Origin of the sequence: Gracilibacillus boraciitolerans JCM 21714 (assembly GCF_000521485.1) — a bacterium.
GTDB lineage: Bacteria > Bacillota > Bacilli > Bacillales > Amphibacillaceae > Gracilibacillus > Gracilibacillus boraciitolerans.
The window spans coordinates 1-11,919 of the sequence record NZ_BAVS01000051.1 but is presented as its reverse complement, the minus strand read 5'-3'; the positions used below and the strand labels follow the sequence as shown (position 1 = coordinate 11,919).

The window sequence follows — 11,919 nt, the reverse complement described above, 5'->3', positions numbered from 1 at the left end:
CCTTCTAACGTACTTTCATAGGTATCTACCCAAAGAATAAACGTGGCCTGTTCTTTTTGTTCAATGGCCTGCTTCACTGGTTTCTTAAACCGGTTCTTCACTCCAAAGGCGCGATTGATTCCTTGTTGAATATGATAGGCATCTAATTGATTGATGACGAGTTTTTCTGACTGCGAAAAGGTCGTTTGAAAACGTTCTGCCGTATAGCCTTTCCCTCCATCACTATTGGTCACGACTTGGGCCTTCTCAAGCGTATAAACATGGGCACTTCCTGCCTGCACATGATCCCAGAACTGATCGATCGACTTGGTGGTCATGTACACTTTCGGTTTCACTAAAGACACCCGTTTTCCTTGTTTGTCCCATCCTTCATATGTGATGCCATGCTTTACTTCCATGCTTTTCTTTTTCTTTGTCGAACGAACAAACACGCCATCGGCCTCGGCATAGAGATAATCGACTTCTTTTCCTTCTGGTAAGCCGTCTGCTTCTTCTATTTCCTGCACCATTTCTTCGTTTTCCTTTGCTTGGGCTTCCCCTACTTTCCTTACGATCGTTCCGACGGTGGTGTGACTCATCGACACAGCTGTCCATTCCTTTAATGTTTTCGCCACTTCACGGTACGTCAACTCACTCGCTAATTCCGCTGCCTTCACTTCCACTAATGGACTATATCGTTGGTAAGAAAGAAATCCCATGTAGTGATCCAACGGGTAGCTGCTTTTGTTCGTTTTCGGTTCTTTCATCAATGTCCGGTTATATGCCACGGCACCAAAGGAAAATTGCATCATACGTTCATCGGTTCTTTCTACTTGCCAACCTTACTGTTGTTTATCTTCTTTGATTACTTGGTCCATCTGTTCCATCAAAGTGCCTACACACTCACATAGAACGGATTCCATATAGGCTTGTATTTGCTCTTCTGCTTGAATCATACTATCCGTTTGCTTTATTATTTCCCATAAATTTGTTATAATTTGCTGCATAAGAAGACACCTCTTTCGGATTGTAGTCATGTATGATCTATTATAGAGGGTCTTCTTTTCTTTTTCCAAATTTATGAATGTTTTTTCTAATTACTCCCCGAGTAATATTTTACACATACTTAAATAATTATAATTTTTAATTATATCTTTCCATCCTTTTAACAAAGAATCAATATTATATCAATAATTCTCTATATTCTCTTAAGTAAACCCATTAATAGATACAGTAAATTATTATATGAAATTAACATTTCTTTACGTTAAGATTTTGTGGATAACCATTAACTTTGATGCTTTTAATTACGCCGAAGAGGATATGGCTAGAGTTCTTTTGAATTTTCACCTATACCAAACTCAGAAAATGACAGCACAGGCAACCCTATATTACCCGATCCCCATTCCACATAACATCACTACAATCGAGTGTTGACAGACACTTTACTCGTGACTTGATAATACTCCACATACCAATCAACAAACTTCTGCAATCCTTCTTCTATGGTTGTTTTCGGCTTGAATCCTATTGCCTCATACAATAAATCAGTGGAGGCATAGGTAGCTCGGACATCTCCAGGTTTGATGGGTTCAAATTCTTTATTGAATTCTACCGACTTGCCTAATGCATGACTTAATGCTTTCTGTAAAGCTTCAATAAACACCATTAATTTCTCTGGGCTGTTATTCCCTATATTAAATACAGTATGTGGTACGTCAGTTGCTGGTGGTAAAGGTATTAACCGCTCGATCCCTTCGACTATGTCATCGATATAGGTAAAGTCACGGTATAAATCATTGTCGAAGTCACCGTTGTTAAAAATCTTAATTGGTTCACCTGCAAAGAATTTATTTGTAAAACTGAAGTAAGCCATATCTGGTCTTCCCATAGGACCATACACAGTGAAAAAGCGCAGTCCGGTTGCAGGGATACGATACAAATGACTATAGGTATGTGCCATCAGTTCATTCGATTTCTTCGTAGCAGCATATAGTGAAACCGGATGATCGACAAAATCTGTCTCCTCAAAAGGAACCTTCTTATTTGCACCATACACCGAACTCGAAGAAGCATAGATGAAGTGATCAACCGGATGAAATCGGCATGCTTCTAACATATTGAAATAACCGACGATATTACTTTGAATATAGGCATCAGGATTTTCAATCGAGTAGCGCACACCCGCCTGGGCAGCTAGATGGACGACAACGGCTGGCTGATACTGCTGGAAAACTTCCTCTACAAAAACTTTATCCGCCAAATCACCTTTGATAAACTTAAACGTTTCAAAAGGTTGTAACTTCTCCAGACGGGTATGTTTTAATTCGACTTCATAGTAATCATTGATACTATCAATTCCGATCACTGTACAGCCTTGCTCTAATAACTTTTTCGCTAAGAAGTATCCGATGAATCCTGCTGCACCTGTAATCAGATATACTTTGCTCGAATCAATGCGTTTGTAACTCATGTTCACTTATCTCCTTCACTTCTTTTCTCATTACAGCTTGTCTACCGATCGAATGATATTCGGCTCCAGCTCTTTCCATATCTTGAACTTTATAAATGTTTCGGCCATCATAGATCAAAGGCGTTCGCATCAGCCTTTTATATGTATCCGGTTCAATCGCTTTTATCTCTCCCCCCCATTCGGTGAAAATAAAACACACATTGGCGTCCTCCAGTGCTTCCGCCGCCTGATCGACATATGTTATCCTGCCATTACCATTCTTTCCTTCTGGATAGACCTTAGCAAAATTTGATGCTCCAACCGGATCATATGCATAAATATCTGCCCCCCCTTGTTCCAATAGTAATGGTACATTGTCCAGAGAGGGCGCTTCTCTTAAATCATCTGTACCAGGTTTAAAAGTCAATCCAAGTACAGCTACTTTCAATCCGTTCAATGTAATCAATCTCTTACTCGCCTTGGTAAACAGCATGATTCTCTGTTTCTTGTTCACGTCGATCGCTGCTTTCACGGTATCTAATGCATACCCATTCTGCTTTGCGATATAATCCAGCGCTTTGGTATCCTTAGGGAAACAGGAACCACCATAACCGATCCCCGCATTTAAGAACTTCGCTCCAATTCGCTCGTCATAACTCATTCCTTCCGCCACATCTTGAATATCCGCTCCCACTAATTCACAAAGATTCGCAATATCATTCATATAAGAGATTTTCAAAGCAAGAAAATCATTCGATGCATACTTAATCATTTCTGCAGATCTTCTATTCACTGAAACAATCGGCAAATGAAAAGGCTGATAAATCTCCATCAGTCTGTCTTCCGCCCAAGTACTTTCACTACCAATAATAATTCGCTTAGCATGTAACGTATCATATACAGCAGTACCTTGTGCCAAAAATTCCGGATTCGAAGCTACCTCCACCTTCACATCATTAACGAGAAAATCCTGAATAAATTGTTCGACTTTATCATTTGTCCCAACAGGAACGGTAGACTTCACAACCACCAGACAATCCTTGACCACCGATTCTGCAATCTGTCGTGCCACGGTAGCAATATATGTTAGATCAGCCGATCCATCTGATCTTTCAGGTGTCCCCCCCACACCAATAAAGATAGCATCTGCTTCCCTATATGCTTTCTGATAATCAGTCGTATAATCTATGCGCCCTTCTGCATTATTTTTTTGCATTAACTCTTCCAGTCCATCCTCATAAATCGGTGAAATTCCTGCCTTCATGACTTCCACTTTTTCCTTATCGATATCCACACACATTACTTGGTGACCCACTTCCGCAAAACAAACACCGGCAACTAAACCAACATAACCTGTTCCTGCAACTGCAATATTCATATTCATACACCAACCTTATATTATTTTTAACACTATGTATCTATTTTTCTTGCATAAATCAACCATTCAATAAACTATCTAATCAAAAGGTCCACCAGTATCTTTCACAAAGAGACGTGACAGGCTCCGACATGTTATAAACTTTTTTTCATAAATCAATGCTTAAAGACGGTAATGTTTTGTTCCATTCATACATCCTTTCCAATAGACATCTAAAAACTGTCACTATTTTCTTTTCTGTTAGTTCTTTATATAGAACGATAAGGCAATTTTTTATCATGCCTATATTACAGCATGATTTACTTTTTTATTAAGTTCTCTGAAACCCCCCCCTTTTACTAAATGGTAGCTCCAAGCCTAAACTTTATTATTTGCTATTTATTCTCATATATAAACTATATTTTTTTCTCAATTAAGAATATTTTAACAATAAATCACAAAAATTACAACTAGTTTGCAAGAATAAATTTCTTAAAATTCTCACTATTTTTATTTAATCTAAAACATACTAAAAATTATATCAAAACACAAATAGGCAACTCCATACAATATCTGATACTGCATGTGCTCATCGTTATTTCTTTCTATGATATGTACTACAACCTTTTATTCTAATTTTATCCATAAAACGAACTATAATTCGTTATTGCATCTTCTTTAATTTAGGAAAATAAGTAAGAGGTTGTTTTTATGAACGAACGAGAAAATGATGATTTTAAGGTTGTTGTTGGAGAATATTTCAAAAAGCAACGGCTGACGAAAAACTATACACAAGATGATATCGCACATGCGTTAGATCTAAGTGATCGATGGGTACAGAAGTTTGTAAGCGGCGAAATTGATATATCGTTATCACGTTTCGAACAAATCGCTCACTTATTAGACGTTCCTTACTATACGATTCATACATACTTTCAGGAATATGCTTTTTCTACTTATCAGGATCGAGTTAATGCTGTAAATGACCGTAAGGCGAGGAAAAAGAAATGATGCACCCACTTATCGGATTACAAGCAATACACTGGCTCTCCTTCCAGCCATAGATATCGACTATCAAACAAGAATCATTGAACAAGATGGAGAGCGATATGTCACATCGCCTCCCTTTGCTATTATCAAAGAAAACTGCATACATTACGGCGCCAGTTATGAGGGAAGAAAAAAGTCTGTGCAACACCACTTAGCATTTCAACAAAAAACTCCGATTCCGATTTATCCAGATAAACAATTATTTGCATTTTCAACAGAGGCCGCAACTTCTTATACTTGTGTCTGGCTTTTGTTCCATGCTATTACCCAGATTGAATCGATTAGCTCTACCCAATCACGTATTCACTTTATTAATCAACAGACGATTATCTTACCCATTTCGACTTATGTATCACGTAAACATAGAAAAAGCACAACAATAAACTAATTACAACACCACTCCCACCCCCCCCTCCTTCTCCGTCAAAGGTGATCGCTGATACGTCATTGCTTCCCACAGTGCTTCTTCTGTTACGAGCTCTTCCTCGTTTAAATCAGCAATTGTTCGCGCTAATCGTAAAATCTTCACTTGAACACGATTGCTCCATACTTGTTTTTGGGCACATTTTTCGAGTAACTGCATTTGCTTTGGAGACACATTCCCTAGTTTTTTGAGCGTTTCAAAGGAAATCGTCGCGTTTTTATCCGTACTTTGATAACGTCTTCGCTGCCTATCCTGTGCTTTGATCACTTGATTGAGAATTTCTACAGAGGTTAACCCTTTTGAGACCTTACTATTCATCGATACGGGAACGAGTGATAAGAAAATATCGAAGCGATCCAGCAGTGGACCGGAAATTCTGTTCTGATACTTTTGAATCTCTTTAGGACTACACGTACAATAACGATTTTTAGCTCGATGATAACCACACGGACAAGGTTCATGGCGGAGATTAGCTGAAAACGGGCAGGATAGGTTACCGTACCTTGTGCTCGACTAATATGAACTTTGCCACTTTCCAATGGTTCGCGAAGCATATCTAATGTTTTCCTGGTGAACTCAGGCAATTCATCAAGAAACAACACCCCATGATGAGCAAGGGAAGCTTCTCCTGGCTTGGGATTACTGCCACCACCCACAAGCGCAACATAGGAAGACGAATGATGCGGCGAACGAAAGGGAGGGATTCTTTTCGGTGGAGGTGTGCTGTTAGTCATTTGATAAACACTTACCATTTCCAAGTATTGTTGATCCGTTAACAATGGTAAAATCGTGGGAAAACGTTCAGCAAGCATCGTTTTGCCACAACCAGGTGGTCCTGTCATGAACAAATGATGCCCACCCGCAGCTGCAATCATCATCGCCCGCTTCGCACGTTCATGACCAAGCACATGGGGGGGAAAATCGTACTCTGATGGTCTGGAACTCTGCTCTGCCACCACATTCGCACACTTATTTCCTGTAATAGATAGAGACAGTTGACCTTGCAAATGGGCGACACAATCATCAAGATGTTGGATTGGGAAAATGTCAAGAGACGGAATGTTTGCGAGAGGTAATTCTAATGCTGAAGGAATATATAGTTGAGTAAAACCAAGTTGGCTGGCAACTAATACACTCGGAAGCAAGCCATCCACCGATTGAATCGTGCCATCTAAACGAAGGGAACCTACAAACGCAATATTCGCATCAAATTCAACGTTGATTTCTCCCTCTTCTTTTAATATTCCTAATGCAATCGCAATATCAAAAAATGGCCCCGACTTCTTCTGTTCTGGTGGTGACAATTGTACAATCACCCGTTTTTCCGACACATCACACCCCCCCATCGTAATCAACGCACTCATCACCCGCTCCCGTGCTTCTCGTACAGCTAAATCAGGTAAACCAATAATCGTAAATGCTGGCGCACCTTCTAACACATGTACTTCCACCTGGATCCGATACCCTTCCATTCCATGCAGCCCAATACTAGATATACTTGTAACCATGTACACCCTCCTCCTCTTTCTTTGCATTTAAATACTTACTTTCCTGTTGTACCTTCACATGCAAAAATCTCTTATAATGTTCTGTTTTTGGTTCAGAAAACAAGCTGAAAATTCGGTCCGTACTTACAATAGAACTGTGATTAAGATTGATATAATCAAAATAACTACTCCATTTATAATCCTTTAAGTCCTGCACCATATTGGCACGAATCGGATTCAAATGGATATACTTGTTCACTTCTAATTCATACTCCACCGTTGTCAGCAGCTCCGCGCCATAACGACTTTCAAATACATGACCTGTAAAATGATATTTATGATTAAAATAGTTGGCATAATGAGCGTGGATATGTTTCATGATGTTCCCTGTAGGGTGATCGATTACTTCGATCTGAAGATGAATGTGGTTCGTCATGAGGCAATAAGTATGAAGAATGAATGGGGGTTCGTTCTTTTGCTTCTTCCACTAATCGGAGATATTCCAACCTCGTCAAACACGATCGAATCCGCACACTGTCCTCTACACGTGAACAATTGTCTTTTTTGGGGGGGTCTGTGATATTATCCCCATATAGTAGACATTTTAGATTAGGGGGGGTGTTAAGTTGTCCTTGTGAGGAGGACACTTTTATGACTAAAAAGAGATATTCAAGAGAATTTAAAGAAGAGGTTGTACAGTATTATCATGATCATGAAGGACTGGGTTACTTAAGTGTGGCGCGTGCCTTTGATATACCAAGTGATGAAACCGTGCGTATTTGGATAAAGAAAAAAGAAAAAGACGGTGATAATGCCTTTGCTCCTAAGTCTAGAGGAAAAAGAACACACGAAGTAAAGAAAAGAATTAAAAAGAAGTCAGCTCCCATCTCTACTGAAGAGTGGGAAGATCCTAGGGATATCGTTGAACGAATGGCGTTTCTGGAGGCTGAGAATGCGTATTTAAAAAAGCTTTTGATGCTGAGAAAGGAGGGAAGAAGTTAAAAGCAGCAGATAGATATGAAATAATCCACAAACTATCCAAAACATATAAAGTTATTGATCTGTGTATCATTGCTGAAGTAGCACATAGCGGTTACTATAAATGGCGTCATCGACAAATGCGTCCCATGACAGCGAAGGAAAAGGATGACGAGGAGATGAAGTCTCTCATTCAAGAAATTTATTTTGACACAGGATATACGTATGGCTATCCTAGAATCACTGACGAACTAAGGGACGAATATGGCAAGGTCGTGAACCACAAACGTGTCTATCATTTAATGAAAGAGATGAATATTCAGGCACTGATATTTAAAAAGAAACCACACTATAAGCATGAGGGATATAAAGCGTATAACCGGCTGCATCGTCAGTTTCATGCAGATAAGCCTTTTCAAAAGTGGTGCACAGACATCACGTATTTATATGTAGGACGAACTCGGCTTTATCTATGTGCGATTTTAGATTTATATAATAACGAAATCGTGTCGTATCATATTAGCGACAAGAATGACAACGAATTAGTAATGAAAACCATTCAATCAGCAATGAAAAAAGGAGATGTGAAGAATACCTTGCTTCATAGCGACCAAGGGCATCAATTCACATCTCATCAATATACGAACTACTTACAATCCTATCAAATGACAAAAAGCATGTCTAGAAGAGGCAATTGTTGGGATAATGCACCGATAGAAAGCTTCTTCGGTCGGCTTAAAGAAGAATCGGTCCGCATCCAAAAGCCTCGTACAATAGAAGCACTTTATCCAACAATAGAATGGTATATGAATTTCTACAATAATAGTAGAAGACAAAAAGGTCTAGGATCAATAGCACCTATTCCATATAAACAAAAAATGGCAGCTTGACCCCCAAATATTATATATCTACTTGACAGGGGGGGTACGCTTACTGGCACCTATATCCTGAGGAAAGAGCGATTAGATATATAACTCCAAATTTAATTTCACAGGGATATAATATAGAACGTCACAGTCACGGATCTGTAGGAGATATTGTTGCAACGAAGGGGGGGAAGGATGTATGGCATATTGATTTCCTTTATACGAGGGATGTAAGTACAGTAGGGATGGGAATGGGACGGCATCAGCTTCTGCTGAGGTTTGGCAGGCTTGCTTTTTACGACAAACCGATTACAAAGTATTCCATAGTTATGGACAGACGTATATTAGCTGAACAATATATTAAATTTAAACCCATTCACTTAGACATAGAGACGAGTATCATTATTTTACGGGGAACTGATTACAAAGAATTGCATTTCTAGGAAAAAGTAAGCAACACAAATAAGCCCGCCGAGCCATTATTGGCCAGCGGGTAAACTTTCACTAAATGAACATGGCATTTAACACAACTTACATTATACGCCAACAGGTTCTTCAATTCTTTCTTCATTTGTTTCCTTTTCAATGGTTTTAACTAGGTAGTTTAAAAAGTCTTCACGCAAATCTTCTCTTCGAAGTGCAAACTCTACAGTAGCTTGTAAGAAGCCTTGCTTGTCCCCCCCTACGTCATACCTTTTTCCTTCAAAAGTATAAGCATACATAGCTTCTTTTTGAGCAAGTACCTTTAGAGCGTCGGTAAGTTGAATTTCTCCACCTTTTCCTGGTTCAGTCTGCTCTAAAATATCAAAAATAGCTGGGGGGTAATTACATACCTACCAAGAATGGCTATATTAGAAGGCGCTTCTTCTACTGAAGGCTTTTCTACTAACCCGTTAACCTTGTATACTTTATCTTCAATTTGCTTTCCATCAACTACTCCATATTTGCTAACATCTTCTAGTGGAATTTCTTGGACTCCTAAAATAGTAGTCTTATATTGTTCATACATTTCCGTCATTTGTTGTAAACAAGGTTTATCATTTTCAACAATATCATCACCAAGCATAACAGCAAATGGTTCATTTCCTATAAAGCTTTTAGCACAATAAATTGCATGCCCTAATCCCTTAGGTTCTTTCTGACGGATAAAATGTATATTCACCAAGTCAGAAATCTTTCTTACTTCTTCTAATAATTCATACTTCCCTTTAGCCTCTAACTCGAATTCTAATTCTACAGATTTATCAAAATGGTCCTCAATACTTTTTTATTTCTACCTGTAATAATAAGGATTTCTTCAATCCCAGATTTGACTGCCTCTTCAATAATGTATTGTAGTGTAGGCTTATCAACTATTGGTAACATTTCTTTTGGTTGTGCTTTTGTTGCAGGTAAAAATCTAGTTCCGAGTCCTGCTGCTGGAATAATCGCTTTACGTACTCGCATCAAACCGCTCCTTTAATAAAAATAATTGTATCCCAAAAAATAAAAAGCTCCTTAAACTCAAACGTGTTTAAGGAGCATAACCTATTTACTATTTCAACTTATAATAATCTACATACCAATCGGCAAATTGCTGCAATCCTTCTTCAATCGTAGTCTCTGGTTTAAATCCCACTGCTTTCTGCAATTGATCTGTTGAAGCATAAGTAGCTGGTACATCACCTGGCTTAATTGGTTCAAAGATCTTCTCAAATTGAACTTCTCTACCTAAAGCCTTACTTAAAGCTTTCTCTAGAGTCTCAATAAATACCATTAACTTCTCTGGACTATTGTTTCCGATGTTGTAAACCTTATGTTGAACATCACCTTCAGATGGATTACTTAATAATCGTTCAATCCCCTCAACGATGTCATCTATATAAGTAAAGTCCCGATAAAGGTCATTTTCGAAATCACCATTATTAAATATCTTAATTGGCTCACCTGCAAAATACTTATCTGCGAAGCCAAAATAGGCCATATCAGGTCTACCCATAGGCCCATAAACAGTAAAGAATCGAAGCCCCGTAGCTGGAATCTTATAAAGGTGGCTATACGTATGAGCCATTAGTTCATTTGATTTCTTAGTAGATGCATAAAGTGACACTGGATTATCAACAAAATCTGATTCTTCAAACGGGACTTTTTTATTTGCTCCGTAAACAGAACTAGATGAGGCATATACAAGATGATCTACTGGATTATATCGACAAGCCTCAAGGATGTTATAAAATCCAATGATGTTACTTTGAATATACACATCAGGATTCTCAATTGAATACCGTACTCCAGCTTGTGCAGCTAGGTTTACTACAATGTTAGGCTTGTACCCTTCAAAGGTCTTCATTACCAAATCCTTGTCTGATATGTCACCATTTATAAAAGTGAAATTCTCATAAGGTTCCAAATTCCCTAAACGAGTATGTTTAAGGTTCACATCATAGTAGTCATTGACGTTATCAACACCAATAACCTGGCATCCCTGTTCTAGTAGTTTTCTAGATAAGTAGTATCCGATAAACCCAGCTGCTCCAGTGATTAGGTATGTTTTACTAGGATCAAGAGTTTTGTAATTCAAGATTCTTCGACTCCTTTATTCCTTCTCTTGTTGCAGGCTTTCTTCCGATCGAGTGATACTCTACTCCGGCTTCTTGCATTTCTTCAACACGATAAATATTTCTACCGTCATATACTAGGGGGGGAGTTCTCATTAGTTTCTTATATTCTTCTGGTGTTAATGCTTTTACTTCTCCCCCCCATTCAGTAAAGATAAAGCAGATATTGGCACCATCCAAAGCATGCTCGATATTGGAAACATAAGTGATGCTACCTTTACCATTCTTGCCTTCTGGGTGAACTCTAGCAAAATTCTCTGCTCCAACAGGGTCAAATGCATAAATATCTGCGCCTTGTTCTAATAATAAAGGTACATTTTCAAGAGATGCGGCTTCCCTTAAATCATCTGTTCCTGGTTTAAAAGTCAATCCTAGTACAGCTACTTTAAGACCACTAAAGGTGATAAGTCTTTTACTAGCTTTCTTATATAGCATTGTTTTCTGCTCTGTGTTTACATCAATAGCTGCTTTAACTGTTTTAAGTTCGTAACCGTTCTGTTTGGCAATATACTCGAGAGCTTTAGTATCTTTAGGGAAGCATGAACCTCCAAAACCAATCCCCCCCGCATTTAAAAATTCACTTCCAATACGCTCATCAAAACTCATACCTTTTGCAACATCCTGTATATCCGCTCCAACTAGCTCACATAGATTCGCAATATCATTCATATAAGAAATTTTAAGAGCAAGAAAGTCATTTGATGCATATTTGATCATTTCTGCTGATCT

12 protein-coding genes and 2 pseudogenes are annotated in these 11,919 nt (G+C 38.5%); 4 read left to right on the top strand and 10 right to left on the bottom strand.

All coding sequences use genetic code 11. The annotated features are described in order from the left end of the window. The 4 genes from JCM21714_RS16945 to JCM21714_RS16935 form a co-directional block, all read right to left on the bottom strand. On the bottom strand, positions 1-791 hold a 791-nt coding region (locus JCM21714_RS16945; RefSeq protein WP_148295080.1), incomplete at its 3' end, for an ISLre2 family transposase. Positions 792-821: 30 nt separating this feature from the next. After that, entirely contained in the window at positions 822-986 is a 165-nt protein-coding gene (locus JCM21714_RS20295; protein ID WP_158413552.1) for a hypothetical protein, read from the bottom strand. A 413-nt stretch (positions 987-1,399) separates the two neighbouring features. After that, complete coding sequence (locus tag JCM21714_RS16940) at positions 1,400-2,452, bottom strand: SDR family NAD(P)-dependent oxidoreductase (protein ID WP_035726184.1); 1,053 nt, start codon at positions 2,450-2,452, stop codon at positions 1,400-1,402. Continuing rightward, entirely contained in the window at positions 2,433-3,815 is a 1,383-nt protein-coding gene (locus JCM21714_RS16935) for a UDP-glucose dehydrogenase family protein (protein WP_305037904.1), read from the bottom strand. The genes JCM21714_RS16940 and JCM21714_RS16935 overlap by 20 nt, the downstream gene beginning before the upstream one ends. Positions 3,816-4,499: 684 nt before the next feature. On the opposite strand from JCM21714_RS16935, the gene JCM21714_RS16930 reads away from it, so the two are divergent. Then, positions 4,500-4,799, top strand: a complete 300-nt coding sequence (locus JCM21714_RS16930; protein WP_035726182.1) for a helix-turn-helix domain-containing protein — start codon at positions 4,500-4,502, stop codon at positions 4,797-4,799. Then, the gene (locus tag JCM21714_RS16925; RefSeq protein WP_052000870.1) at positions 4,771-5,226 is read left to right on the top strand and encodes a competence protein ComK; all 456 of its coding nucleotides are present in this window, start codon (positions 4,771-4,773) and stop codon (positions 5,224-5,226) included. Before JCM21714_RS16930 ends, JCM21714_RS16925 begins: the two co-directional genes overlap by 29 nt. Here JCM21714_RS16925 and JCM21714_RS22480 read toward each other — a convergent pair whose 3' ends face one another. From JCM21714_RS22480 to JCM21714_RS16915, 3 genes and pseudogenes are all read right to left on the bottom strand, one after another. Next, positions 5,227-5,580 (bottom strand): magnesium chelatase subunit ChlI family protein, encoded by a 354-nt coding sequence (locus JCM21714_RS22480; RefSeq protein WP_235183012.1) that lies wholly within the window; start codon positions 5,578-5,580, stop codon positions 5,227-5,229. Between the two features lie 63 nt (positions 5,581-5,643). Next, positions 5,644-6,734 (bottom strand): annotated as a pseudogene (locus tag JCM21714_RS16920) (YifB family Mg chelatase-like AAA ATPase); the annotation flags it as partial. A 16-nt stretch (positions 6,735-6,750) separates the two neighbouring features. Then, entirely contained in the window at positions 6,751-7,206 is a 456-nt protein-coding gene (locus JCM21714_RS16915) for a transposase (protein WP_268748391.1), read from the bottom strand. Positions 7,207-7,400: 194 nt separating this feature from the next. On the opposite strand from JCM21714_RS16915, the gene JCM21714_RS20290 reads away from it, so the two are divergent. Both JCM21714_RS20290 and JCM21714_RS16905 read left to right on the top strand, forming a co-directional pair. After that, positions 7,401-7,751: a transposase gene (locus JCM21714_RS20290; protein WP_052000868.1), complete on the top strand. Its 351-nt coding sequence runs from the start codon at positions 7,401-7,403 to the stop codon at positions 7,749-7,751. 20 nt (positions 7,752-7,771) lie between these two features. Continuing rightward, positions 7,772-8,617: an IS3 family transposase gene (locus tag JCM21714_RS16905; protein WP_035726180.1), complete on the top strand. Its 846-nt coding sequence runs from the start codon at positions 7,772-7,774 to the stop codon at positions 8,615-8,617. A 512-nt stretch (positions 8,618-9,129) separates the two neighbouring features. Here JCM21714_RS16905 and galU read toward each other — a convergent pair. The 3 genes and pseudogenes from galU to JCM21714_RS16885 all read right to left on the bottom strand — a co-directional run. Continuing rightward, positions 9,130-10,039, bottom strand: a pseudogene (gene galU, locus JCM21714_RS16895) (UTP--glucose-1-phosphate uridylyltransferase GalU). 88 nt (positions 10,040-10,127) lie between these two features. After that, positions 10,128-11,153 carry a GDP-mannose 4,6-dehydratase gene (locus JCM21714_RS16890; protein WP_035726173.1) on the bottom strand — a complete coding sequence of 342 codons (1,026 nt, stop codon included), beginning with the start codon at positions 11,151-11,153 and terminating at the stop codon, positions 10,128-10,130. Further along, the coding region (locus JCM21714_RS16885; protein WP_035726171.1) for a nucleotide sugar dehydrogenase at positions 11,134-11,919 on the bottom strand (786 nt) is incomplete at its 5' end. The genes JCM21714_RS16890 and JCM21714_RS16885, both read right to left, overlap by 20 nt.

What these genes read in the sequence shown, in the direction of transcription:
- JCM21714_RS20295 (WP_158413552.1), bottom strand. Translation starts at nt 986, where the DNA reads ATGCAGCAAATTATAACAAATTTATGGGAAATAATAAAGCAAACGGAT.
- JCM21714_RS16940 (WP_035726184.1), bottom strand. Translation starts at nt 2,452, where the DNA reads ATGAGTTACAAACGCATTGATTCGAGCAAAGTATATCTGATTACAGGT.
- JCM21714_RS16935 (WP_305037904.1), bottom strand. Translation starts at nt 3,815, where the DNA reads ATGAATATGAATATTGCAGTTGCAGGAACAGGTTATGTTGGTTTAGTT.
- JCM21714_RS16930 (WP_035726182.1), top strand. Translation starts at nt 4,500, where the DNA reads ATGAACGAACGAGAAAATGATGATTTTAAGGTTGTTGTTGGAGAATAT.
- JCM21714_RS16925 (WP_052000870.1), top strand. Translation starts at nt 4,771, where the DNA reads ATGACCGTAAGGCGAGGAAAAAGAAATGATGCACCCACTTATCGGATT.
- JCM21714_RS22480 (WP_235183012.1), bottom strand. Translation starts at nt 5,580, where the DNA reads ATGAATAGTAAGGTCTCAAAAGGGTTAACCTCTGTAGAAATTCTCAAT.
- JCM21714_RS20290 (WP_052000868.1), top strand. Translation starts at nt 7,401, where the DNA reads ATGACTAAAAAGAGATATTCAAGAGAATTTAAAGAAGAGGTTGTACAG.